The sequence below is a fragment of the Pseudoalteromonas sp. APC 3691 genome, from assembly GCF_030408135.1.
Taxonomy (GTDB): Bacteria; Pseudomonadota; Gammaproteobacteria; order Enterobacterales; family Alteromonadaceae; genus Pseudoalteromonas.
Map to the genome: position 1 here is coordinate 1 of NZ_JASDCB010000036.1, position 26,450 is coordinate 26,450.

At 37.0% G+C, this 26,450-nt stretch carries 15 protein-coding genes and 1 pseudogene; 10 read left to right on the forward strand and 6 right to left on the reverse strand.

The window, feature by feature from the left end; all coding sequences use genetic code 11:
- Positions 1-209 precede the first annotated feature (209 nt).
- Entirely contained in the window at positions 210-773 is a 564-nt protein-coding gene (locus QL998_RS12380; RefSeq protein ID WP_024605345.1) for a YSC84-related protein, read from the reverse strand.
- Between the two features lie 149 nt (positions 774-922).
- Here QL998_RS12380 and QL998_RS12385 point away from each other — a divergent pair, with 149 nt between their 5' ends.
- Positions 923-2,134, forward strand: coding sequence for a tyrosine-type recombinase/integrase (locus QL998_RS12385; RefSeq protein WP_290192793.1), 1,212 nt, complete (start codon positions 923-925; stop codon positions 2,132-2,134).
- Positions 2,134-3,327, forward strand: a complete 1,194-nt coding sequence (locus QL998_RS12390; protein WP_290192794.1) for a cation:proton antiporter — start codon at positions 2,134-2,136, stop codon at positions 3,325-3,327. The genes QL998_RS12385 and QL998_RS12390 overlap by 1 nt, the downstream gene beginning before the upstream one ends.
- Before the next feature lie 152 nt (positions 3,328-3,479).
- On the opposite strand, the gene QL998_RS12395 is transcribed toward QL998_RS12390, so the two are convergent.
- Together QL998_RS12395 and ppsA are read right to left on the reverse strand one after the other, a co-directional pair.
- Complete coding sequence (locus QL998_RS12395; protein WP_290192795.1) at positions 3,480-6,527, reverse strand: FAD-binding and (Fe-S)-binding domain-containing protein; 3,048 nt, start codon at positions 6,525-6,527, stop codon at positions 3,480-3,482.
- A gap of 691 nt (positions 6,528-7,218) precedes the next feature.
- Positions 7,219-9,594 (reverse strand): phosphoenolpyruvate synthase, encoded by a 2,376-nt coding sequence (gene ppsA / locus QL998_RS12400; protein WP_007378803.1) that lies wholly within the window; start codon positions 9,592-9,594, stop codon positions 7,219-7,221.
- Between the two features lie 157 nt (positions 9,595-9,751).
- Here ppsA and QL998_RS12405 point away from each other — a divergent pair, with 157 nt between their 5' ends.
- A complete protein-coding gene (locus QL998_RS12405) occupies positions 9,752-10,561 on the forward strand; it encodes a pyruvate, water dikinase regulatory protein (protein WP_007583184.1) in 810 nt (269 codons plus the stop codon).
- 63 nt (positions 10,562-10,624) lie between these two features.
- Here the strand turns inward: QL998_RS12405 and QL998_RS12410 are convergent, their stop codons facing one another.
- Positions 10,625-11,974, reverse strand: a complete 1,350-nt coding sequence (locus tag QL998_RS12410; RefSeq protein ID WP_182196448.1) for a class II 3-deoxy-7-phosphoheptulonate synthase — start codon at positions 11,972-11,974, stop codon at positions 10,625-10,627.
- 994 nt (positions 11,975-12,968) lie between these two features.
- Between QL998_RS12410 and QL998_RS12415 the strand changes: the two genes are divergently transcribed.
- Positions 12,969-13,844 (forward strand): DNA replication terminus site-binding protein, encoded by an 876-nt coding sequence (locus tag QL998_RS12415; protein WP_290192796.1) that lies wholly within the window; start codon positions 12,969-12,971, stop codon positions 13,842-13,844.
- A gap of 69 nt (positions 13,845-13,913) precedes the next feature.
- Here the strand turns inward: QL998_RS12415 and QL998_RS12420 are convergent, their stop codons facing one another.
- A complete protein-coding gene (locus QL998_RS12420; RefSeq protein WP_024591590.1) occupies positions 13,914-15,128 on the reverse strand; it encodes a hypothetical protein in 1,215 nt (404 codons plus the stop codon).
- 773 nt (positions 15,129-15,901) lie between these two features.
- On the opposite strand from QL998_RS12420, the gene QL998_RS12425 reads away from it, so the two are divergent.
- The 5 genes from QL998_RS12425 to QL998_RS12445 all read left to right on the forward strand — a co-directional run bounded on the left by QL998_RS12425 (position 15,902) and on the right by QL998_RS12445 (position 24,305).
- Positions 15,902-17,140, forward strand: a complete 1,239-nt coding sequence (locus QL998_RS12425; RefSeq protein ID WP_166376676.1) for an AAA family ATPase — start codon at positions 15,902-15,904, stop codon at positions 17,138-17,140.
- A gap of 15 nt (positions 17,141-17,155) precedes the next feature.
- Complete coding sequence (locus QL998_RS12430) at positions 17,156-18,118, forward strand: transcriptional regulator (RefSeq protein WP_290192797.1); 963 nt, start codon at positions 17,156-17,158, stop codon at positions 18,116-18,118.
- Positions 18,119-18,544: 426 nt separating this feature from the next.
- Positions 18,545-21,691: a DEAD/DEAH box helicase gene (locus QL998_RS12435; protein ID WP_290192798.1), complete on the forward strand. Its 3,147-nt coding sequence runs from the start codon at positions 18,545-18,547 to the stop codon at positions 21,689-21,691.
- Between the two features lie 894 nt (positions 21,692-22,585).
- Positions 22,586-24,052 (forward strand): DNA recombination protein RmuC, encoded by a 1,467-nt coding sequence (rmuC, locus tag QL998_RS12440; protein ID WP_290192799.1) that lies wholly within the window; start codon positions 22,586-22,588, stop codon positions 24,050-24,052.
- A gap of 61 nt (positions 24,053-24,113) precedes the next feature.
- A complete protein-coding gene (locus tag QL998_RS12445; RefSeq protein ID WP_007583678.1) occupies positions 24,114-24,305 on the forward strand; it encodes a DUF3185 family protein in 192 nt (63 codons plus the stop codon).
- 352 nt (positions 24,306-24,657) lie between these two features.
- Here QL998_RS12445 and QL998_RS12450 read toward each other — a convergent pair.
- Positions 24,658-25,064: pseudogene (locus QL998_RS12450) on the reverse strand (MerR family transcriptional regulator).
- 100 nt (positions 25,065-25,164) lie between these two features.
- Here QL998_RS12450 and QL998_RS12455 point away from each other — a divergent pair.
- Positions 25,165-26,403 (forward strand): NADH:flavin oxidoreductase/NADH oxidase family protein, encoded by a 1,239-nt coding sequence (locus QL998_RS12455; protein WP_290192800.1) that lies wholly within the window; start codon positions 25,165-25,167, stop codon positions 26,401-26,403.
- Positions 26,404-26,450: the final 47 nt, after the last annotated feature.

The window sequence follows — 26,450 nt, forward strand, 5'->3', positions numbered from 1 at the left end:
AGAAGATAATGATTTATCAGAGTAAGGGGAGGGACCCGCTTGCGGGAGGGAACCTTTTACTCTGATATCATCACTTTATTTTAATTTATCACTTACTATTATATTCACTACTAACAACCCATAAATTACGTTATGTTAAATTGCATGGGTTTTAATAAAGCGAGCGTGATTATACAAACCAGCTCGCTTTTAGGAGAGTAATTTGGAGGTTAATTAAGCTCTGAATCAACCCAAAACTTGGTACCTTTTAATACAGCTTGTAGTGCAAGGCCATTTTCGGTTACAGAATATACAGTAACTTGATCTGCAATTGCTTCGGCAACCAGTGCACCACCTTTATCTTCATATTTTGCTGCTGCATCAGCGTTTCCGCCAAATGCCCAACCATGTTCAATAAATCTATTTAGTGCAGCTTGGTTATGAAAAACCATTACAACGTTAAAATCTTTTACACCTAAACCAAGCCCTAAACCGGCTTCACCCATATTCATGTAAGTCGATTTACCAGTAAGGTTATTTTTAACTACGCCGTAACCGCCACCAAAACTGGCTAAAACAACATTTACGTTCGCGTTATCAAAAACAGCGTAACCAGCCGAATTAGCAATTTGTTTTTTAACATCAGGTTTTTCAGCGTATAGTTTATCTAATGTATTTGTTTTCATACTTTGTACAAGTGAACGTTTTTCGCTTGGTGATGCACTACCTGTAGTAGCACACCCAGTTAACGCAACAGTTAAAGCAAGTACGCTTAGTATAATTAGTTTTTTCATAATGTTTTCCTTAATAAGATATAGCAACCAACAACCATAGAATAATCACGGTATTAAAATAATTAGAGCTTTACTATGTCCAATACTAGACAGTATCGGACTTTAACGTTATTCTGTAAACCTATTATTTAATTGAATATTTATACATTATGCTTGTTGCTTTGGTTGATACGTTAAAACAATTAAGATATCAAATTGCCCATCTAGATGACGGTACTCTAAATTCAGAATACCCAGAACTTGCATCCTTTATACAGGAAGTTGGCTTGACTGTAACTGAATCAAAAGCCGATCTGACATTCTTATATCAGTTTTTATATGTTTATGGCAGAAAATCAGAAGCGACTTATAGCCGTTTTCGAAATGAACTTGAACGCTTTTATTTATGGTCGTGGTTAATAGCAGAAAAATCAGTATTCGATTTAAAACGTGAAGATATTGAAGCTTACGTTGATTTTATGGTTGAACCTGATAAAGAATGGGCTGCAACTTCAGTGCAATGGCGTTATAAAGATGAGCAAGGAATTCGTAGATTAAATCAAAATTGGCGCCCTTTTATGCTTAAAGAATCTATTGCTAGCCAACAAACTCTATCGTCTATGTTTACTGCATTAAATGTTTTCTATAAGTTTGCTTTACTAGAAGAAAAAACATTTGCTAACTTTGTCCCTGTTGTTAAAAAAAATAGTCCGTACTTAGTTGTTCAATCACAAATTCAAATTCCAGACACATTAAGCGATATTCAATGGGAATACGTTTTTGGTGTAACGCGTGATTTATGCGAACATAACCCTGATTTAGAGCGAAACTTATTTACGCTTGCCTGCTTAAAAGGTCTTTATTTACGAATCTCAGAATTATCTGAGCGCCCACAGTGGTCGCCGGTGATGTCTCATTTTTGGCAAGATAATGATGGTTTCTGGTTTTTACGTATTATGGGCAAAGGTAATAAATTACGAGATGTAACCTTAAGCGATGATTTTGTTGAATATTTAAAACGTTATAGACTATACAGAGGTTTACCTGCCCTTCCCCGTGTTGATGAATCAGATCCCTTGGTTCATAAAATTCGCGGGCAAGGTGGTATGACCGTAAGGCAAATTAGGCGTTTAGTTCAACAAAGTTTTGATTATGCACAGCAATCATTACTTGATGATGGTTTTAAAGATGATGCTGAACAACTTGGCGCTGCAACTGCGCATTGGCTTCGCCATACTGGTGCCACACATGATGCGCAAACCAGACCGCTTAAACATTTGTCAGAAGATTTAGGTCATTCTAAAATTGCGACTACCGATCAAATTTATATTCAAACAAATATTAAAGAGCGAGCAAAGTCAGGACTTAAAAGGAAAATTTAATGGAGTATTTAGTAATAGCATTTATAGGCGGATTATTTTTAATTTATTCTTTAACACTTCGCCAGTTAGAAAAAACAGAAGTAACAGGCCCAATGTTTTTTGTTGTTGGCGGAATATGTTTAGCTTCAATGCTACCCAACGAAGGGCATAAAATAAAAGAAGGCGTTGATCTTTTATTACCATTTATAGAGCTTACGCTAAGTATATTTTTATTTTCTGATGCAGCTAAATCAAAGCTAAGTGTATTAAGGCATAGTTTTCAGTATCCTAGTTTACTGTTGTTTGTTGCCCTACCCTTAACTTTATTACTCGGTATTGCTGTTGCCTTATTTTTCTTTGCTGAGCTTTCACTTATTCAAGCAGCATTGCTCGCTATTATTTTAACGCCTACCGATGCAGCTTTAAGTAAAGGGCTATTAGCAAGTACACAAGTACCTGAAAAAATACGCGAAGGAATAAATACAGAAAGTGGTTTGAACGATGGTTTGTGTGTACCTGTATTTTTAATATTTATATTACTCGCTAAAAATCCTGATTCAGCTATTACTGCGACGCAAACACTAAGCGTATTTAGCCGAGAGCTTGGTTTGGCTTTATTAATAGCAATTACAAGTATCGCTATTTTTATACCGTGTTTAAATTTTGCTATGAAGCGCCATTACTTTGCACAAAATACGAGTCCGTTTTTATTACTCGGTTTTGCTATGGCTGTGTTTTCTGTTACTCAGTATTTTCATGGCAGTGGGTTTATTGCGGTATTTATTGCAGGCTTATTGTTTGATAAATTCTCAACAGATGAAGTAAGAACAGAATTAATTGAAGACTCAGAACACATAGCAGATTTTACATCGCTAATGATTTGGTGCTTGTTCGGGTTTGTTTGCGCTTACTTAGTCATTCCTAAATTAAATGCTGAAATTATAATTTACGCTTTGTTAAGTACAACATTAATTAGAATAATTCCGGTTATGTTGTCATTGCAGTTTACGGCATTGAATATTAAAGAGCGTTTTACATTTGCGTGGTTTGGACCAAGAGGTTTAGCATCAATTGTTTTTACATTGATGGTTATAGATACGCAAATAGAAAACAAATATCAAATTGCGACTATAGCAATGACGACTATTTTATTTAGTGTATTTATACACGGCATTAGCACTAAACCTATTGCAGATAGCTTTGCTAAAAAGTAGTTTTTAAAACAGCTATTTAAATTAGATAATTAAAATAATAGATTTAAAAAAGGCATAACGATTACTTTCATTATTGATGAAGTTAATTGTTACGCCTTTTTTGCTTAAGAACTAATTTAATAAATCTATTTAAGTACTCTTATTTTATAAAGTTATTTTAGAGCTTGAGCTAGTAATTCAATTGGGTGTTTTGGTTTAAACTTTTCAAAACGTTTAACTTGGCTACGACACGAAAAGCCGGTAGATAAAAGTTGCTCTGGTTTGTTTTTATCTACAATTGGTTTCCAACTCATTTCGTAAAGCGCACGTGAGTTATCTTGATTTTGAGCTTCGTGGCCATAAGTTCCCGCCATTCCACAACAACCTGTATTTGTTGTTTTTAATGTTAAACCAATATCATTAAAAATTGTTTGCCATACATTTGCGGCTTTTGGCAATGCGGTTGTTTCAGTACAGTGACTTAATAATGTAAATTCGGTATCTGTATTTTGTTTGGCAGTTAACCCTTTGAATGATTGCGACTCTAACCATTCATGTGCAAGCTGCACATTAAATTCACCACGGTTATTTTCTAAAATTGTATTATATTCATCGCGATAACACATAACGAGTGAGGCATCTAAACCAACTAATGGAGCATTAATGTCATTTAGTTTATTTAAAAACTCGGCGGCATTTTTTGCAGTTACTTTAAACTCATGCAAAAAACCTTTTACGTGTTGAGGCTTACCATTTGGTTTAAATGGTAATAGCATTGGTTTTTTACCAAGCTGGGTTATTAAAGTAATAAAACTTTCTACTAGTTCTGCTTCGTAAAAACTCGTAAATGGGTCTTGTACTATTAATACGTATTCGCTTTGTTGTTCTGCATTTAATTTATTTAATAAATCAAAATCAAACTTTTGTACTTTAGTAACACGCTTTGAAAGTGCTGGAATACTTAACTGTGGTGTATCAACATAACCAACGGTTTTTTTAATAACATTACTGACTAATGATGTTTTAACAATTGGGTTTATAATTTTTGCAAATTTTGCCATTAATGGCGCGCTATTTTCTATATTGCCAACAAGGTAATCTTTTAACGGGCGCGCATAATAACTATGATAATAATTTAAAAAGCGTGAACGAAAAGTGGGAACATCTACTTTTATTGGGCAGGCAGTTGTACATGCTTTACATGCTAAACACTCATCCATTGACGCTTTAACTTCGTGTGAAAAGTCGTAAATACCTTTTCGTTTTTCGCGGCTATGAACAAAACGTTCCCACCAGGTAATCACTTCACCTTTATTAAGTTGCTTTTCTACTTCGAGCAAATCTACATCTTTTGACTCTTGAAGGCGTAACCATTCGCGCATTAAACTTGCACGTCCTTTTGGTGAATAGCGACGATCGCCAGTCACTTTATACGATGGGCACATAGGTGAGTTTTCATCGTAATTAAAGCATATGCCATTACCATTACAGGTCATTGCATTGTTAAAACTAGTTTTAACTTCTATTGATATTTGCTTATCGAAGTGCGATCTCTTTTGTCCATCTACACTAACTAGTGAGTCTTTACTATCGATAGGAGTGCATATTTTACCGGGGTTAATACGGTTGTTAGGATCGAAAGCTGTTTTTATTTTTCGAAGTTGCGTATATAAATGCTCACCAAAAAACTCAGGGCTATATTCACTACGGTAACCTTTACCGTGTTCGCCCCACATTAAACCGCCGTACTTAGCGGTTAGTTTTACGACCTGATCTGAAATAGTTCGCAGTAGTTTTTCTTGTTCTGGGTCGCACATATCAAGTGCTGGGCGTACATGTAAAACCCCCGCATCAACATGGCCAAACATACCATACTGTAAATTATGACTGTCGAGTAATGCTCTAAATTCGACAATATAATCTGCTAAATTTTCAGGCGGTACAGCGGTGTCTTCTGCAAAGGCGAGAGGTTTTTGGCTGCCTTTTACATTACCTAATAAACCCACTGACTTTTTACGCATTGCGTAAATTTTTAGTATATCGCTTTTATCACTGGTTAACTGATAACCAATAACGCCATTAGTTTGATTTTTTACGCATTCATTTAGAAGCTTACAAAGCGTGTCTACTTTGTCTTTTATATCATCGTTTGATACTGCATTAAACTCGACCATGTTAAGGCCTTGCATATCTTTATTTGGTACGTCGGTTATTAAGTCCGATACTAAATTCCAAATGATATCTTCACGCGCTAAGTTTAAAACTTTGCTATCAACGGTTTCTACCGAGGTTGCGCGTGCATCGACTAAAAATGGTGAATGTCGAAGTGCTGAGTCAAAACTATCATACTTAATATTAATAAGCGTTTTGAATTCGGCAATAGGCGTTAGGTTTAATTTTGCTTCAGTCACTATACCTAATGAGCCTTCTGAACCCGTTATTAGTCGGCTCATGTCAAAGGTAAGTAAGTCATCACTTAGTACATGCTCTAGGTCGTAGCCGGTTAAAAAACGATTTAACCGTGGAAACTTAGCTAAAATAGCAGCGCGTTCATTAGCTGATATATCTAAAACTGTTTTATATAAACTACCAATTAGTGAGTCTTGATTCGCTATAATTTGTGCTTTGTCGATGTCTATTGGGGAGGTGCACATAGGTGTGCCATCAACTAAATAAGTTGTCAGCCCTAAAACATGATCGCTCGTTTTACCGTAAACTAACGAGCCTTGCCCCGATGCGTCAGTACTTATCATGCCACCAATAGTTGCCCTGTTACTGGTAGATAAATCGGGTGAGAAGAAAAAGCCATAAGGTTTTAAAAAGTCATTAAGTTGATCTTTTATTACGCCGGTTTGAACGCGTACCCAGCCTTCTTCTACATTTATTTCGAGGATTTCGCGCATATAGCGAGACAAATCTACAACAATACCAGGTGTTAACGATTGTCCGTTAGTGCCTGTTCCACCGCCTCGAGGACCAAAAGTTAATGATAAAAACGGGTCGCGAGATGCTGTTTGCAATGCGAGCTGAATATCTTTTTCACTTTTTGGAAAAATAACACCCTGCGGTATTTGCTGATACACACTGTTATCGGTTGAAGCGGTAATACGCGTTGCATAACTTGCGTCGGTATCTCCGATAAAACCTTGGTTTGCAATGGTATTTAGGTAGTTTGCGACAAGTTCTGTCGCGGCATCTTGCTGTGTAATTGTTGCTATCATGACGGCGATATTTTAGGGCATTTGACTAATTATATCATGGTGATGGCGAATAGAAATTGAAGATTTTACAGTTTGTAACACTCTTTTAGTCGATTTTAATGCAGCTTAAATTATACTCAAGTTAACAAGTAATAAGGTGTATTATATGAAAAAATTACTATTACAGATCAGTGGCGTGTTATTTATTTTGCTAGGATTATTTTTTGCGGTTGTAGCTAGGGCGTGTTGACCTTTGGTTGTTGAATTTGCAGCAGTATGTTTGGTTTTTAGGCAAGGCAGAGCCTATGTAGTGTGGTTACTCCCCATAAATAGGCGATAACGCAGCATAAATACCAAACATGCGCTGCCCAATGGGTTCTTTCTAAGGACGATTAACTCTTTGTTGCTCGGTTTTTACTTAGCCCACTAGGTTACAAACCTCGCGCCGCGATTAAATCGCCCCTAGATTGAACAAATTTCAATCCACAAAGATCAACACGCCCTTAGCCTTCACTCATATTTTTTATGGCGGGTTTTTTATGCTTTTCGTTTTACTATCCTAAAGCGCGACATTACTTATCATTTTGTCAAAAGGCGTTAACTAAATCATGTGCTTATTTAGATAAAAAATTAGCCCGTTAATTTAACTTTTAATTGGTTATAAAAAATGCCAGCAATACATTGCTGGCATTTTTTATAGCTTACCTATTTATTACTTTGCTAATTTTTTAGCTAGGTATAACCATGTTTCTATTACTGTGTCTGGATTGAGTGAAACAGAGTCAATGCCCTGCTCTACTAACCATGCTGCAAAGTCTTCGTGATCTGAAGGACCTTGACCACAAATACCTACGTACTTGCCTTTTTCTTTAGCTGTTTTAATTGCCATAGAAAGTAGTTTTTTAATTGCTGGGTTACGCTCATCAAATAAATGTGCGATTAAACCAGAATCACGGTCAAGACCAAGCGTTAACTGTGTTAAATCGTTAGAGCCGATAGAAAAACCATCAAACATTTCTAAAAATTCATCAGCAAGTAATGCATTTGAAGGCAGCTCACACATCATGATTACTTTAAGACCATTTTCACCACGTTTAAGGCCATGCTCTTCTAGTAGTTCAATTACGCGTTTACCTTCTTCAAGGGTACGTACGAATGGGATCATGATTTCTATGTTTGCCATATCCATGTCGTTTCTTACGCGTTTTATAGCTTCACATTCTAATGCAAAACAATCGCGGAAATCTTCAGAGATATAACGTGCGGCGCCACGAAAACCAATCATTGGGTTTTCTTCTTCTGGCTCGTATTGCTGGCCACCAACTAGGTTTGCGTATTCGTTTGATTTAAAATCAGACATACGCACAATTACACGCTCCGGTGCAAAAGCACAACCAAGCGTTGAAATACCTTCAACCAGTTTTGTTATGTAAAACTCTACTGGTGATTCGTAACCGGCAATCATGTCAGTAATTTCTGCTTTTAATGCATCTGTTTGCGCATCAAAATTTAATAACGCTTTAGGGTGAACGCCAATCATACGGTTGATAATAAATTCAACTCGCGCAAGGCCAACACCTGCATGCGGTAAGCGTGCAAAGTCAAAGGCGCGATCGGGGTTACCCACGTTCATCATTACTTTCATTGGTAGTTCTGGCATTTTATCAACGCGTGACGTTAGTATTTCAAAATCTAAAATACCTTCGTAAATAAAGCCGGTATCGCCTTCGGCGCACGATACTGTTACTTCTTGTCCCGCTTTAATTAAATCAGTTGCATTACCACAACCAACAACTGCCGGAATACCAAGTTCGCGTGCAATGATTGCCGCGTGACAGGTACGGCCACCACGATTTGTAACAATCGCTGCTGCACGTTTCATGATTGGTTCCCAGTCAGGGTCGGTCATATCGGTTACTAAAATGTCGCCTACTTGTACCTGGTCCATTTCTTTAATTGAATCAAGAACACGTACAACACCGCTACCAATTTTGTGACCAATTGCACGGCCTTCAACAAGTACATTACTTGTGCCATTTAATTGAAAACGTTCCATTACGTTTGAGTCTTCGTTTGAGCGGACAGTTTCTGGACGTGCTTGAACTATATATAGTTTGCCGTCGTTTCCATCTTTTGCCCATTCGATGTCCATAGGACGACCGTAATGTTTTTCAATGATTACAGCTTGTTTGGCAAGATCTTGCACTTCTTCATCTGTAATCGAAAATTTATTAGAAAGCTCAGGGTCAACATCAACGATGTCTACTTGCTTACCATGTGCTTTGTCTTCTGAGTAAATCATTTGTATGGCTTTAGAACCAATATTACGACGTACTACTGAAGGTTTGTTTTTAAGGAGTGTTGGTTTATGAACATAAAATTCATCAGGGTTAACCGCGCCCTGTACAACCATTTCACCTAAGCCGTAGCTTGATGTAATAAATACAACGTCTTCAAAACCAGACTCTGTATCAATACTAAACATTACGCCAGATGCTGATTTATCTGAACGTACCATGCGCTGTATACCTGCTGATAACGCTACACCACGGTGATCGTAACCTTGGTGAACACGATATGAGATTGCGCGGTCATTAAATAATGAAGCAAATACGTGTTTAATAGCGACCATGACTGAATCGATACCGACAACGTTAAGGAAAGTTTCTTGTTGGCCTGCGAATGATGCATCTGGCATATCTTCAGCGGTAGCTGATGAACGTACTGCAAATGAAACATCTGCTGCAGTATCGCCATGGAGTTGGCTATATGCGTCGCGAATGGCTTGATCTAGGTTTGGTTGGAATGGTGTGTCGATTATCCATTGGCGGATATCGGCACCGACTTTAGCGAGTGTATTTACATCATCAACATCAAGTGTATCTAGGATGTCATGAATTTTGGCGGTGAGTCCTGATTGATCTAGAAACTCATTAAAAGCATCTGCGGTAGTTGCAAAACCACCCGGTACTTGTACACCTGCGTTTGCGAGGTTTGAAATCATTTCGCCAAGTGACGCGTTTTTACCGCCAACTCGAGGAACATCTTGCATACCAAGCTCTTGATACCAGAGAACGTATTCTTGCACGGATCTTTCTCCAAAAAAAACAAATTGTAGGTCTAACTGTGAGAGTTAAGAAAGAAAACCTTTTATAAAGGTCGTCATCATTCTACACTGGCAACAGTCCTCACGTAAACCGTGGGAAACCCATTTTAGGGATTTAAACGCAATAAAAAGGTTAATTATGAGAACTGCTTTTTATATATCAGATGGAACAGCAATTACTTCAGAGGTATTTGGGCATGCGACTTTGTCGTTGTTTCCTATCGATTTTAATCATAAAACAATTCCATTTGTAGAAACTGAAGAAAAAGCGCACGAAATTAAAGCTTTAATTAATGCAACCGCTGCAAAAACAGGTGAAAAGCCTTTCGTGTTTTTTACTTTTGTGAATCACAATTTAAGTGAAATTATAAAATCGGCTGATGCAGTTACGTATGACTTTTTAACTACGTATAGCGAAAAAATAGAAAAAGAACTCAATGTAGCCCCTGTTCCAAAAATGCATCGTACGCATTCTATCCACGAAAAAAGTTATGATTTTAGAATTGATGCGGTTAACTATGCGCTTATGAATGATGATGGCGGAAATATTAAAAACTTTTCCGAGGCAGACATCATTTTAATTGGCGTTAGCAGAAGTGGTAAAACCCCGACAAGCTTATACTTAGCACTGCAGTACGGCATTAAAGCGGCTAACTACCCTATTACAGAAGAAGATTTAGATAATGAAGGTTTGCCTAAATGTTTAGTCCCTTATAAACATAAGTTATTTGGGCTCACGATTGACCCTGAGAGGCTTGCGGCTATAAGGCATCGACGTATGGCTAACTCTAAGTATGCTTCAATTAAACAGTGTCGTATTGAGGTGCGCGAAGTAGAAATGTTGTATAAGCGTCACAAAATAGCTTACTTTAATTCTACGCATCATTCTGTTGAAGAAATTTCTGCAAAAATACTGATAGAGACAGACTTGGAGCGACGTAAGTACTAACTTAGTCATCAAATTTGAAATAAAAAAAACCGCAACTAAGCGGTTTTTTTGTATCAATAAATATTATTTACGTGCGTCTTTTAGTAAATCAGCGACTAAAAAGCCTAACTCTAATACTTGGTCGGCGTTAAGGCGTGGATCACACTGCGTTTTGTAACGCTGTGCTAAGTCATCGTCAGATAAACCGTAAGCACCGCCTGTACATTCTGTTACGTGCTGACCTGTCATTTCTAGGTGAACACCACCTGCGTATGAACCTTCAGCTTTGTGTACAGCGAAGAACTGACTGATCTCGCGCATGATATTATCGAAGTTACGCGTTTTGTAACCTGAAGTCGCTTTTTCAGTATTACCGTGCATTGGATCTGAGCTCCAAATTACTTTACGGCCTTCTTGTTGAACTCTTCTTACTAGTGCTGGGAGTTTTTCTGGCAGTACGTCTGCACCCATACGCGTAATTAGCGTTAAACGACCAGGAATATTATCTGGGTTTAATGCGTCAATTAAACGAATTAGGTCGTCAGGGTCCATACTTGAGCCAACTTTAACACCAATTGGGTTTTTAATGCCTTTAAAGAATTCAATATGTGCATGGTCTAGTTGGCGTGTACGTTCACCAATCCAAACAAAGTGAGCAGAACAATCGTACCAGTCACCCGATAAATGGTCGCGACGTGTTAGTGCCTCTTCGTAACCAAGTAGTAAAGCTTCGTGAGAAGTGTATAAATCGGTTTCTTTTAAGCTTGGCGCAATTGTAGAGTTAATTCCGCACACTTCCATAAACTCTAGTGCGTCTTGAATTTTATCTGCAAGTTGTTGGTATTTTTCTTTAAGTGGATTTGCAGCAACAAAGCCCATGTTCCAGCGGTTAACCTGGTGAAGATCGGCTAGGCCACCTTGTGCAAATGCACGTAATAAGTTTAACGTAGCAGCACTATGATGGTATGCAGTCATTAAACGTTGTGGGTCTGGAATGCGCGCTTCTTCTGTAAACTCAATATTATTAATAATGTCGCCACGGTAAGATGGTAAAGAAACGCCATTAATTGTTTCTAAGTCTGCTGAACGAGGTTTAGCGTATTGACCAGCCATACGCGCTATTTTAACTACTGGGCATTTACCGCCATAAGTTAATACAACAGCCATTTGTAAAATTGTTTTGAATGTATCGCGAATATTAGCGGCATTAAAATCGCTAAACGACTCGGCACAGTCACCACCTTGAAGTAAAAATGCACGACCTTCGCACACGTCTTCAAGTTGTTTGAATAGGCTTCTTGTTTCTTCTGCAAAAACTAGAGGCGGAGCCGTTTTTAATTGGCCTTCTACTGATTTAAGTATTTCTTGATCTGGGTACTGTGGCTGCTGCAGTATTGGCAGCTCTCTCCAGCTATTTGGGTTCCACGATGACATAATTTTTCCTCATTCCTACATTACCTGATAAGAAGAAATTAACGTATGCAGACCCCTATGTTCAAGGACTAAATTTACTATTTTCCAATTATTTAGTTATGAGTTAAGTATAAAAGTAATTTTACTTAACTTAGGCGGTTATATAACAATCACTTTAGTTTTATTTTAAATAAACTAAAGTGATTAAAAACATACAATTAGAGTTAATTAGTTTCAATTTTAACACATTGAGAATAAATAAAGCACAAGGGTATATTATACGTAATTTTGATAGGAACACATCATACTTAAATAGCAGCTTCTGTAATCTTAACTTTACGCGGATAATTAATTAATAGCTATCAAGTGCTATGTGCAGACCTTAATGTATGATATGAGCGTTTGTGGTAATCATTTATCTGCGCTTTAAATCCTAGACGCATAGTCTTGTATAGCACTCGTATGCAGGACTATATTCACAAGTGCCACAACTTAAAGGTGTGGTAGGCCATTAAGTTTTCTCTTCAAAGTGATAGTGCTAATTTACAATTCATCATGATTAAAGCCGCTACTGCTTGAAGTATCCTTAAAGAGGAACTGATATCAAAAAGCATTTGTAGTCATTGTAACCTTTAGCCTGATCACCGTACTGCCAACACGGTGTAATATGAGTCAGTAATTATAAATACTAAGACTGTTAGATAAATATATGAAAATTATATAACTCCGCTTAACTCATTTTTCTAAACTTAGTTTTATCACCTACTACTTAGATAATCTAGTACTTGGCGTATTAGCCTTTTTATATACGACAAAGTAAATACTCCAATATCATATGAATTAGTAAGGAGTTTCAATCTTTCTTAGTATATATATTTTCACTATAAAGAACACATCATACTTAACTTAATTAAAGTATAGATATAAGCACCGAGTACTATTAATTATTAATTTAGACAAAGCAAAGTGCATGTTATAACATAAAGCTAGTAAGATGTGTTCTTTGAGGTGTGTAATGGTAACTAAGGTACAAATTAGAAGTCAGTTTGATTTAATGAACGAATTAACTTTGAGGTTGATTGAAGAACTAAAAGAGTGTGAATTCTCCAAAGCGGAATATTATCAATTACCAGATGTAAGTAGTCTCGATGAGAGTAAAGTTCCAGAATCTATACTTGTTTCTAAAATCACTGGAGTACCTGCTCAAAAAGCAATCCTAAACTCTTTTTCAGACATGTATAAAAAATCAGGATTAAGCAGTCGTGTTTTAAAAAGGCACCCTGGTTTGCTCGTTATTAAAAATGCAGATAAACAAGCTTTAAATAATCGTATAGCACAGGTTAACAAAGCTAAAGCTAGTTTCAAAGAGTGTATATTGGCAATTGATAATAACGATGCCCGATTTGAGGCTGTTCATAATGCAATACCAAATTTAATAACACTTGCTGCTTATCGTAAGATTCACAGTGAGAGTGAATCACCATTTTCTGTTAGGTTTACTTGGATGCACAAGCACGCAACTAAAACATTGACTAAAAAAATGGCCCTCGAAATGCTCGACAAATCGGCCAGTTATCGAAATCCAAGAATGATAGATCAACAAAAATGGCAATCACTTGTAGCTCAAGAACAATTACGGGTTGCTAGTTTAGGTGAAAAGGAAAAATTAAGAATTCGTCGCCCTACTCGTGTAAGCCCTCAAGTTAATGTGAGGTACACAGCACAAAACCGCTATCATGTGAGCGCCGCATTACCATTTATTCTGATTAATCCAGAAGCAGACGTTAAACTAGGTATCTTACCTGATTATAAGAAACCCGAAGCTCATCCTCGAAAACGTGAGTATGATTTTTTAGTTGATAGGCTATATTTAGAACAAGTTGACCGATAGCTATTATGTTAAAAAGGCCACATAGTGTGACCTTTTTAGTTATGCGTACAGTATTTAAAATAACGGTTATTATTTTTCTACTATTTCTTCAATTTTATCTTCATCAATCAGCACGGCATTTTCAACAATGCGTTTACCGCCTTGGATTTCAATGCGTTTATTGTGTTTGTTCAATGTAAGTATTTCATCGCAAAACTGATCAGACGGGTGCATTTCGTATGTGTAATCGATAATGTTACCGGTTTTGTCATCTTTAACGTTTGTAATGCTGTATTCTGATATTGCACCTTTTTCAATCAAATCTTTCATTGTGGTGGTCATATCACGACGAAGAGCTTTTAATTTATTTTCGGTAATATCATCAGTTGAATAAATAGATCCGTATTTTTCCATAATAGAAAGTAATCTAAAATGGTACGTTTTACCTGGTGCTGCATAACGCCAAAGGTGATACAAACGAAGCATCATCCAACGCGATAATCCACGTTTTAATTCTTGTGCGCTATTAAAGTAATACCCTTTGTATTCAAGGTTATCAATCATGTTATGAACAAATGCATTTAAACAGGCGACGCATTTTACATTGCCACCCTGACCTTTTTTGCCACTAAAATGCAGTGACGATAAAAAGTTCATGTTTGACTCGTAAAACGAATCATCTATATCAGAATTTTTAGTATCTGTTGCCGAATATTTAAATGAAAGTTTAGAACCTTGCAATGCTTCAAGTGACTCTTTTATTGCAGGATATGGCATTGACTGCCCTACCGCTTTGAGTTCTTGTGCTAATTCGTTCATAGAAAAAACAACCGCGTATTGAATACCGGATTTAAAATTAATTTTAACTATTTTGCCTTTAGAAGCTAAACGAATAAGTGCTCGCTCTACTTTTTCTTCTCTATCTGATGGCCAAACAAGGTATTCAACATCTTCGCCATCTTTGCGTGTACTTACAACAGCTGGCGTTATTTTTATTTCGCCATCGTACAAAATACCATCTACTTTTTCAGATATTTTACGCGTAATAATTGTTTTTTTAGGCGCTTCTTCAAGTGGCAATTTTTTATAGCCCGAGCGAACAAAGCGTCCCCACAAATCATAGTGATTAAACGTGTTTGAATATGCACGTAATCCATGTGCTGCATTTTCAATAGAAATTCGCACGTCTTTGTTGTCTGTAAATAGTGCTAAACTTTCGTTATCTATTGCACTTTCCACCCCGTGGATTTGGCCCCTAAGTGTATCGGGCAAGTTATCTACCGAGATGTTGACCTTTCGGCTCATTGTTCTTATTTCCATTTTTATTGCGACAGCTAATAACAACACATTAAGCAACAAAAGTTAAATGTTTAAGTTAGTATAAAAGTGATCTGACTTTAAATAAAACGTTTGGATCACTATTATACTAAGTAATGTACATTACTTACGATTTCAGATCATATTTATACTAACTGGACTATCACAAATCTAATTTTTACTAACTCAGCTGTTATTTTGTCCATTACAATGGCTTAATTTTAAAATTAAGCACGACAAATACACCAAAAAATATATTCCCCTGTGGATAAAGCCTTACCGAGTTAGAATAGATCTGATCTGTACCAAGTACAGATCAGATCTATACTAATTAAAAGCGTATTTTTATGTTGCGACTAGTGCATAACTTTATAATTTACTTAGTAAAAAACTGATCTTCAGGGCTCTTTTTGTTCATAACTTCATGCGTAACCTGTGTATAACTCTATATTTAAAATTGACCTTAGTAAAAAGCTGATCCGCAGGTAGATAAAGATCTGATCTTAACCAAGTATAAACCTGATCTGCTTTTTTAAACATTATTTATATAAATCATAATGTTATGTGCTGTTTTTACACTCTTAGCCTTTATTACCTTATATATTTAACCACCTTTAAACTTCTTTATTTATACTAAGCAATATTAAAGGTGTAAAAATATTTTTAGATGTCTTGTTTTTAAAATGCATGTCGTCTTAAATAGTTGTTTACAGCTATTTGAATGGACATTATACTAACTGCCTAACTTTGAGGAAGAAAGTATGTCTATCAACAATAACGCATTAAGTACCTATCGGCTTTTGAAAGCCACAGCTGAAGTTGCTGAAAAATCATTAGAAGGACGTATTCAGCACTACCGTGCCCATCTTAAATCAGAAGAAAAAGAATTAAGAACGTATACGCAAAAAGCAGCTGCTGATTTATTAGGTTGTAATAATCGTACTTTAAAAAGACGTCATGATAATGGCGACTTCGATGATTTAAACATAAAACGCGGTGCTAACGGTCACTATGCTTACACATTAGTAAATATTTTTGCTATGGCCGATATTATGGACATTAAACCAGATCACCGTACTGGTGATGACAAACTGCAAGTTATTGTTATTAACTCCCTCAAAGGCGGTTGTGGTAAAACAACTAGCATGGTTAATATTGCAGCAGCCTTAGCAACTACAAATATAAAACGTTATCGCATTGGTATTATTGATTTAGATCCACAAGGTTCATCCTCAAGCTTTTTTCCTTCAAGTGAGCACGAGCCGATTACTGTCGGTGATTTAATGCGCGATTGTATAGATTTAGACGAGGGTGAAACATGGCCTGAATTTGTGTCTAACTCATTTTTACCAACGCATATACCAAATATTCGTGTACTACCATCGGGTATGGATGACTTTTACTTTGAGCACGAAACAGCAACATTGCTCAAAGATACCTCTAATTATGAGCAAACTCGCCACTACCATAAGTTACTTGAGAAAGTAATTGATCCCGTTAAAGACGAGTTTGATATTATCTTAATCGACACAGCTCCAACCCTTAACTTTATGTTTTATAATGCATTAATGGCCTCTACAGCGATGCTAATACCAGTTCACCCTGAAGCAGTAGACTTTGATGCTAATAATAAATATTTAAAACGTTTAGGCGAGATTTATCATACAGTTGCAGCCCTTGGCCATGAAGGATGGGACTTTATGCAGTTTTTAGTAACTAACTATGTAAAAGGCAACCATTCACAACGCGACATTGTTAAAGATGTTCGTAGTGCTTTTGGTCGCCAAGTAATGAGTTACCCAATTAACCATAGCTCAGCAATAACAGCCAGTTCGTCTTCTTTTAACACTATTTTTGATCAAAAAGCGTCAGACAGCTTAGCTAGTCGCGAATCATTAATGCGCGCTCAAGAAAATATTAAAGATGTGGTCGATGAGCTAGAAATGCTTATTCGTTCAAATTGGCAGTCAACTCAATCAACACTCAATACCCCTAAGTAAGGATGTTAAATAAAAATGGCTAAAAAACGTAAAAATGACACCCGCTTAGATCCATTCGCAACTGCTGTAGGCAGTAGTAGCCTTGATGCATTACTAGAACAAGCGAATGCTGGCGATGTAATTAGAATGCCTGCACCGAGCGACCCTGCTCGTCAAATTACGCTTGTTTGTAAAGTGATCGCACATGCTGATATTGAATCTACCACTGGTGTATATGGCAAAAATCGTCGTGTACAGGCACTTCTAAACGAAAAGTCAGTATCAGACATTCTTCCTGCAATTCGTGAGGATGGCCGAAATCAACATCCTGCCTTACTTTGGGATCAAGGTGACAAAAGTTTAGTTCTGGCAGGTTCACGTCGTCGTATGGCCTGTATTTTAGGTAACGCAGATTATTTAGTACTTAGTTCAAGCGATTTTACTGATCAAGATGCAAAAATTTTAGCGGTATCTTCAGATCAATACATTGCTCCGAGTTTATGGGAGCTTGGCCAAGCATACCAACAAACTAAAAATGAACTTATTGAGCAAGGTAAAAAAGGATCTTATAGAGAGATTGCCGCGATAGAAGGTGTATCGCATACTGCAATTGCAGATGCAATTAAAGCTTATGAGCAAATTCCTGCTGATGTTATTGCGCTTTACCCGACTGCTAATCACGTAGGCCGCGAAGTCGCTAAAAAGCTTGTTAGCGCAAAGGAGCGAGACGAAGAGGCGTTTAATCAACTTGTTAGTGCCCTTGCTAGTGATAAAGAGTTAAATGCGATTACAAGCGACGACAAGCGTGCAATGGCGATCACTAAATGCCTAACTTCAGAGCCACAAGTAGCTGTTAAGCGCGAAGCTGTACTAGAAAATAACTTTATATCGGTACAACGCAATTTAAAAAGCGGTGATGTCTCTATCAAAATTGATAATAAAGTAATGACAGACAAACGCTTAGAGCAATTAACTAAGTTATTAAGTGCCTTTAATTAGTTAGTTAAATAATGATCTGTCAGGCATGTTTACTTAGTTAAATAGTGATCTGGCAGATTGTTTTGTTAGTAAAAATCTGATCTTTACTAGCCTATTTCCTCTTTAAATAATCATATTCCTTCTTCAAGATCACTTTTTTACTAACTAATCTCCTCTTTTTAGCTACATTCCTTCATTTATTATTATTGTTAGTAAAATCGTGATCTGTAATGCCTACTTTTATATTTCTAACTATATGTAACTTCTACCATTGCAGTTGTTTTAAATATTATTTTGTAAAATTGGATGCTTATTTTTACTTACAAACCGATTTTTTACTAAGTTATCAGCTCCAACCAGTTTATATCTTGTTAATAGTGCTTTAGCTCAGAGCACATAAGGCATATACTGGCAGGATTATTTTTAAAATTTAATGCTTAGAGTGACATGTCTGCTAACTTATCAAAAAATGATTTAATGGCTATTTTTGAAGAAATTAAAAATGAGCAGGCTACCCAGTTTCCTCTGTCTGAACGCTTTATTAAAAAACTTTTCCGTGAAAATGTTTTAGATAAAGGAAAAGAATATTACAAGAAAGGTCAAATCACTTGGCTAGAACACACCCCTAATTTTTCTGTAGTCGACTCTACTGTACAAGTGGATAATGGATCATCGTTTAACCAACGTATTGAGATCAGTAAAGTACCAACTGGTTATTCTGTTGATACGCATTGTACGTGTAATGCAAAAACTAAATGCCGACACTTAGCTGCTATTTTATTTAAGCTCAAAATAGAGCACTCTGGTGAATATGGCGAAGATTACTTTATTAATGACTGGTTTAGCGAATTAAGCGCACTTAAAAGTGGTGATCAAAACACGCCATCGCAAGTATTATTATTTGTATTAGATATTGAAAATAACAAAGTATTCTTAACACCTAAAATAGCGAATGTTGAGACTAAAAAAAATTACACGCTAGGTCGAAACCTGACCGAGCAGCAGTTAAATAGTTTTGTAACGCCGAGTGACTTACTCGAAAGTGATTTTAGATTATTTAGTTGGATACGCTCACAAAATGCAGTTGGGAGTATTGAGCTAAAAGGCCAGTGGGGTTTTAGTGCCTTACAGCAGTTGATAGCTACAGAACGCCTGTTTTTCCAGCGTTCTCGAGTGCCAATTAAAGCGCAATCTGGCCAAGCATTAAGTTTTAGTTGGGAGCAAGATAAAGATCTCTCACAATTAGTTATTAAGCTTGAGCAAACACAAAACTGGGCTTTATTAAAAACAACACCACCTACTTACCTCGATTTAGATCATTTAAAAGCGGGCCGTCTTCGCACACCATTGAGTGCAGACGAAATAGCACATTTACAAACTATGCCTGCTTTGCATGACGCTAATTTTGATAGAATATACAAGCAGCTTGCCGATAACTTTGGTGCAGGTGTAATACCCCACCCTACTAATTTACAGCCAACATTGCCTAAAATCTCTAGTAATGCTGTTTTAAAAGTAACTATGGGTGATCAAGGTTTATCTCTTTCGTTGTTATTTAAGTATAAAAATAAAAACTATTTAGCAGGTGCTGCACCTGCAAGTACGATTAATAGTGCATTTGAAAATACTGTAACTAACGAACTAATTAACTTAGGATTTGAATTTTGTAAAGGGGGTTTACAAAGTGAACTGGTATTTACAAAGCAGTCTTCAATCCATTTGCATTGGCTAATATACGAAGTATTCCCTGGCTTTAAGCAACGCGGTTGGCAAGTAAGTGTAAGTAAAGTAACGAGTCCTAATCCGCAGTGTGAAGTTAGTTTACATGTACACCGCGCAGCAGGGCATCAAATGCATTGCAAAGTATTGCTATGTGATGCCAAAGCATCGCTGTTGTTTACTAATACTGACCCGCTATATCAGTCATTAAATCGCCAAAGTGAACTATTTTACTACTATCCGCTTGGTCGTGAGTTTGGGGTTATTAATAAGTCTGCAATTAACTTATTAGATGAATTTAAAGAGCGTTTTGAGTTTGTAAAAACACGGGACGAATTTAATATTCCGCTTTCGTACTTGCCTGAGCTTGTAAAGCACACAGCCATAAACGTAGAGTTGCATGACGACTCGCTTGAGCGATACTTACAAGAGCTAAACAATACCGATACCGCAATGCCAAAGGTTTCTTTACATGGCTTGAATGACTCGGTAACGCTTCGTGAGTACCAACAGCAAGGTGTTGACTGGCTTAGTTTTTTAAAGCGTCATCAATTAGGTGGTATTTTAGCTGATGACATGGGGCTTGGGAAAACACTGCAAGTTATTGCGTTTTTAGCGAGCACGTTTAATCGTCCGCAAGCGGGTCCTACACTAATTGTATGTCCAACTAGCTTGGTGAGTAATTGGGAAAATGAAATTACTAAGTTTGCTAAAAGTTTAAAAGTTACCACTATTTTTGGATCAAACCGTAACGAACCTTTACAACACTTAGCACAAGCCCAATGCATACTCACTACATACCCATTGTTAAAACGTGATATAGCTTATTACTCGCCATTATATTTTGAAAATATAATTCTCGATGAAGCTCAATACATTAAAAACGATACCGCACAGGTGTCGCGATTAGTGAAACGTTTAAATGCCGACTTTAAACTTTGTTTAAGTGGTACTCCAATCGAGAATAATTTACTTGAGCTTAAATCGTTACTCGATTTTGCTATGCCATCTTTACTTGGTTCTCAAGCTCACTTTAAGCAGCATTTTCAAACGCCTATTGAGCGTGAAGCTGATATGGACAGAGCTGAGCAGTTAAAAGCGTTAATTATGCCCTTTATAATGCGCCGCACTAAAGCACAAGTAGCGCAAGAGCTTCCCGAAAAAACAGAGCTAACTAAAGAATTTGAGTTTGAGCCTAAGCAAAAAGAAATGTATCAGGGCATTACACGTTCATTAGAAGAAAAGCTAATAGACTTATTTGCTGAGCAAGGTGCACAAAAAAGTAAGCTTGCATTTTTAGAGGCGTTATTAAAACTTAGGCAAATTTGCTGTCACCCTAAATTAATAGATCCAGATACTCAGGCTGGCTCTGCTAAGCTTGAATGGTTAACAACACACTTACCGCTTATGTTAAGTCTCGGTCGTAAAATTATTATATTTAGTCAGTTTACATCGGCACTCGATTTAATAGCCCAACGCCTCGAAGAAACAAATATTAACTTTAGTATGCTTACAGGCCAAACGCGTCACCGAGATAAAGTAATCGACGAGTTTACCAGTGGTAAAACATCTGTGTTTTTAATTAGCTTAAAAGCCGGCGGTACAGGCCTTAACCTAACACAAGCCGATACCGTTATTCACTTTGATCCATGGTGGAACCCTGCCGTAGAAAAGCAAGCGACTGATAGAGCTTACCGTATTGGCCAAACTAACCCGGTATTTGTTTATAAGCTCATAATGAATAATTCAATAGAGCAAAAAGTATTTAAAATGCAACAAGACAAACAAGCTCTTGTAGATGCGTTATTTACTGATAAATCAATGAGCTTTACTAAATTTGATGAGCAACAAATGTTATCGCTAATTAAAAGTTAAATTACTCTAAAAAGTTTTGATATTTTTATGAACTTAATTTAAAAAGTGGCGTCTACTATTATGCTTGTTGATTAATTGCAGTTAATACAAGTTTTCATGTTGATTCCCCCCATTTAGTTACTAATTTTAGTAATGATTGAGCCAGCCCATTTTGAGTTGGCTTTTTTTATGTCCAAAATTTAGTGTGCAGTACTTATTTTAAAAGTTTTTATTTTTTTATGAACTTAATTCAAAAAAGTGGCGTCTATTATTATGCTTGTTGATTAATTGCAGTTAATACAAGTTTTCATGTTGATTCCCCCCATTTAGTTACTAATTTTAGTAATGATTGAGCCAGCCCATTTTGAGTTGGCTTTTTTTATGTCCAAAATTTAGCATTCAATTTTTTTATTTTAAAAGTTTTGATCTTTTTATGAACTTAATTCAAAGAGCGGCGTCTACTATTATGCTTGTTGATTAATTGCAGTTAATACAGGTTTTATGTTGATTTCCCCCTATTTGATTACTAATTTTAGTAATGATTAAGCCAGTTCATTTTGAACTGGCTTTTTTTATGCGCATAATTTGATTTGTTTAAATCAACCCGAATAAAAATAAATGATCTTTCGTAAATTAATTTGAATTAATTTGAATTAATTATTTTGTTTTCCGGTCTACTCTAATGCCTGTTGTTATATAGCCTCACCCAGTAATATTAGTTATTTTGGTGATTATGTATTTAAGTTGCAGCTTACTCGGGCACATGTTGATTTTCCCTTTGATTACTTAATTTAGTAATATTTGACCAGCTTATTCTGAGCTGGTTTTTTTATGTCTGTAATTTCTTTGCTCCCCTACTTCTATTGCGTGTTATTGGTTATGATGGCATGTCTCTAAATTTTATAAGTTTATTTTATGCTCACTCAAGTACTCACTAATATTGATTGGCTAAGCGCCGGTGCTGGTGTTGCGTTAGGCGTTGTATTTTACGGCGTTGTATCAACACAGCTTCGCAAAAAGCTACATCTACAAATAAGCGAACAGCAGCAACAGCTTTCCCTATTACAAAATCAATTTGATAATAAAGAGCTGCAATATAGTGCCTTGCAAGAAGATCACGAACTGCTAGAACATACTCACCAAGAACAGCGCGATGAAGCCCAGCATTTTAAAACGCGTTTTAGCGAACAAGAAAAACAAAGCATTCAATACAATCACTTTTGGCGTAAAGCCGAAGGCGAGCTTGCAGCGCTTCGTGAGCAATATAATCAACGCGATGTTGAATATAATAATATGCGCACCACCCTCGAGCAAAAACAACAAAGCTTTACCGAGCAACTCGCGCAAATTGAGCAAAGTAAAAATATGCTCAAAAAAGAATTTGAAAACCTAGCCAATAAGATTCTAGAAGAAAAATCACAAAGCTTTAAAACCTTAAATCAAGAAAACATTGAACAATTATTAAAACCGGTTCAAGGAGAGCTAAAAGGCTTTAGAGAAAAAATGGAATCAATACATGTTGAAGACATAAAACAACGAACCGCGCTTAAAACCGAGCTATTGCATTTGCAAGCTAAAAGCCAAGCTATAACAGATCAAGCTGACAAGCTCAGCAACGCGTTACAAGGGCAAAAGAAAACCCAAGGTAATTGGGGCGAACTCATGCTCGAAAACGTCTTAGATAGCGCTGGCTTACGTGCTGGCGTTGATTATAAGCGCGAAGTGTCGTTTAACACTGAAGATGGCCGCTTACGCCCTGATGTAGTTGTTTACTTACCACAAGGCCGCCACTTAGTCATTGATGCTAAAACATCATTAAATGCTTATACACGCTATGTGAACGCTGAAAATGAGCTAGATGCTAATCAAGCAATTAAAGAGCATGTAAACGCCGTTACAGCACGTATTAATGAGCTTGCGAGTAAATCGTACGACCGTTTACCAGGGCTTAATTCGCCTGAAGTTGTCGTTATGTTTGTACCAATAGAATCAGCTTTTGTAGAAGCACTTAAATATCAAAGTGATATTTACCAACAAGCAATCGAAAAAAATATACTGGTAGCTACACCTACTACCCTGCTTACTAGTTTAAATATTGTTAAACAGCTTTGGCGTTTTGAAGAGCAAACCAAATACTCAAAAGAGCTGGCAAATCGGGCTGAGCGTTTTTATAACAAGCTCAATGGTTTTTTATTAAGTATGGAAGGCGTAGGTAAGCAGCTTGATAAAGCGAAAGAAAGTTACGACAAAGCGTTCTCGCAATTATACCGCGGTAAAGGTAATTTAATTAAACAAGCATCAGAGTTTAAAGAGCTTGGTGTATCGGTACAAAAAGAGTTACCTAGTGAGAGCGTTGAACGTGCGCAGCTAGAGCTTGATTAGATTTATTGAGTGTTTTCAATTAAGTATGTTAAATAATGTACGTTAGAAACCAGAGGTGTTTATGAATAATAAGATTATAGGTATTGTTTTAATCGTTATAGGTATCGCTTTAATTATGTGGGGATATGACGTTTATGATGCGGCGGCTTCGCAGTTAAGCCGTGCATTTAGTGGTGATACACCAATAGAAGCATGGGCGGGTATTATTGGCGGTGCTATCTGTGTGTTAATTGGCATTAAGAAGCTTAAGTAACATAAATAAAATACAGCTTACTGGGGCTTGTTGACCTTTCAGGATGAAATTCGTTCAATCTAGGGGCTATTTAATCGCGGCGCAAGGTCTGTAATTTAGTGGGCTCGATAACTGCTCCTGCGTTATTCTAATGGCTTACATCCATGTAATAATAAGTAAAAACCGAGCAACAAAGAGTAAATTGCCCCTAGGCAGAACCCTTAGGGCAGCGCATGTTTGGCATTTATACTACGTTATCGTCTGTTTATGGGGAATAACCACACTACATAGACTCTGCCTTGCCTAAATACCAAACAGTCTGCTGCAAATTTAACCTCAAAAGATAAACAGGCCCTGAATAAGCTGCATTAGTTTATTTGTAATCAATTACTTCTAGTAATTCATTTAATTTACTTTCTGGTAGGCATTCGCCTTTATCCCAATAAGAGTTTAGTAACGCAGTTAAACTGCCAATACGCTGTGACTTTTTCTGCATTTGCTCAATCAAAATGTCAGCTTCTTTTTGTTTTTTTCTAAACGCTCGATTATTATTGTGTGGTTTAGCTCGCCGTTTTCGTTACGTAATAAAGGTATTTCGTTGAGTGAAAAACCCAAGCTTTGTGAAAATTTAATTAATTGCAGTTTTTCCAAGTTTTGTTGGGTGTACAGCCTATAACCATTAGCACTGCGAGTGGTTGGTGTTAATAACCCTTTGCTTTCGTAAAAACGAATAGTGCTGGCAGGTATGTTGGTAAGTTTTGCAAGTTCGCCTATTTTCATAACTAATAATAACTCCACTTTACATAAACTTAGTAGGTTGACCTTCAAGCTAACTTTAAGGTTATAGTTGTTTTAATGTCAATTTAATTAGCCAATAATTATGCGCAACCCTGTGTTTACCTCCTTTACCTTGCCAAGTGGTTTAGTATTAAAAAATCGTATTGCCAAAGCCGCTATGGAAGAAAACCTAGCACAAGAGGACCAAACGCCCTCCCAAGCACTTAAAAACGTTTATAGCGCATGGGCTAAAGGCGGTACAGGGCTAATTATTACTGGCAATGTAATGGTTGATCATTTAGCGATGACAGGCCCTGGTGGCCTTGTGCTTGAGCAAAGTACCGATATTACTGCCTTTGCAGAGCTTGCTCGTTTATCAAAGCAAAATAATTGCAAAGTGGTGATGCAAATCAATTACCCTGGTAGGCAAGTATTTAAAAAAATGGGTGGAAAGGCTATATCAGCGTCAAGTGTTGCACTTAATATGGGTAAGCACTCGCACTTATTTGGCGTACCAAAGGCAATGACGCAAACCGACATTGACGATGTTATTACCCGCTTTACACAAACTGCACTACAAGCCGAAAAAGCCGGTTTTAATGGCGTACAAATACATGCAGCGCATGGCTATTTACTTGCCCAGTTTTTATCGCCACTTACCAATAAGCGCAACGATAAATGGGGGGGAAGTTTACAAAATAGAGCCCGTTTACTTCTCGAAATAACCCGCAGTATTAAAGCGGTTTGTTCCCCCACCCTTTCGGTTTCGGTAAAGTTAAACTCTGCTGATTTTCAGCGAGGTGGGTTTGAACCCAGTGACGCGCAAGTTGTAGTGGATTTATTGAATGAACTCAATGTTGATTTTGTAGAGCTTTCGGGTGGTAGCTACGAAGCCCCTGCAATGCAAGGTAAAACAGGTGACGAACGCACACTTGCCCGCGAAGCATACTTTTTAGAGTTCGCAAAAGCGATTAGCCAGCGCTCATCAATCCCAATAATGACCACCGGCGGCATTAGTCGCTTATCTATTGCCAACAACGTGATTGAAAGTGGAGTGGCCCTCGTGGGTATTGCCACTGCGCTTGCATACCAACCAAATTTACCAAACAAATGGCAAAATGAGCCACTGCAACTAGCCGTATTACCCAGTGTTACTTGGCAAGATAAAACCCTTGCAGGGCTTGCCACTATGGCACTGGTAAAAAGGCAAATACGCCGTTTAGGCCAAGGCAAACCTGTAAGAACAAACGCTTCACCAATATTTACTTTAATTAGCGACCAGCTACGCTCGGTTAAATTAACTAAGCGTTACCGCAATCGCTTTGCTAGTGAGATTAATTAAGCTTTGGTATTCACTCTTTTTATGTATTCCGGTTTTGTTTACTAATT

Bases quoted from the DNA above. Each gene is read 5' to 3' on its own strand.
- QL998_RS12395 (WP_290192795.1), bottom strand. From the start codon at position 6,527: ATGATAGCAACAATTACACAGCAAGATGCCGCGACAGAACTTGTCGCA.
- QL998_RS12425 (WP_166376676.1), top strand. From the start codon at position 15,902: ATGTCTATCAACAATAACGCATTAAGTACCTATCGGCTTTTGAAAGCC.
- QL998_RS12430 (WP_290192797.1), top strand. From the start codon at position 17,156: ATGGCTAAAAAACGTAAAAATGACACCCGCTTAGATCCATTCGCAACT.
- QL998_RS12390 (WP_290192794.1), top strand. From the start codon at position 2,134: ATGGAGTATTTAGTAATAGCATTTATAGGCGGATTATTTTTAATTTAT.
- QL998_RS12445 (WP_007583678.1), top strand. From the start codon at position 24,114: ATGAATAATAAGATTATAGGTATTGTTTTAATCGTTATAGGTATCGCT.
- QL998_RS12415 (WP_290192796.1), top strand. From the start codon at position 12,969: ATGGTAACTAAGGTACAAATTAGAAGTCAGTTTGATTTAATGAACGAA.
- QL998_RS12380 (WP_024605345.1), bottom strand. From the start codon at position 773: ATGAAAAAACTAATTATACTAAGCGTACTTGCTTTAACTGTTGCGTTA.
- QL998_RS12405 (WP_007583184.1), top strand. From the start codon at position 9,752: ATGAGAACTGCTTTTTATATATCAGATGGAACAGCAATTACTTCAGAG.
- QL998_RS12410 (WP_182196448.1), bottom strand. From the start codon at position 11,974: ATGTCATCGTGGAACCCAAATAGCTGGAGAGAGCTGCCAATACTGCAG.
- QL998_RS12420 (WP_024591590.1), bottom strand. From the start codon at position 15,128: ATGAGCCGAAAGGTCAACATCTCGGTAGATAACTTGCCCGATACACTT.
- QL998_RS12455 (WP_290192800.1), top strand. From the start codon at position 25,165: ATGCGCAACCCTGTGTTTACCTCCTTTACCTTGCCAAGTGGTTTAGTA.
- QL998_RS12435 (WP_290192798.1), top strand. From the start codon at position 18,545: ATGTCTGCTAACTTATCAAAAAATGATTTAATGGCTATTTTTGAAGAA.
- rmuC (WP_290192799.1), top strand. From the start codon at position 22,586: ATGCTCACTCAAGTACTCACTAATATTGATTGGCTAAGCGCCGGTGCT.
- QL998_RS12385 (WP_290192793.1), top strand. From the start codon at position 923: ATGCTTGTTGCTTTGGTTGATACGTTAAAACAATTAAGATATCAAATT.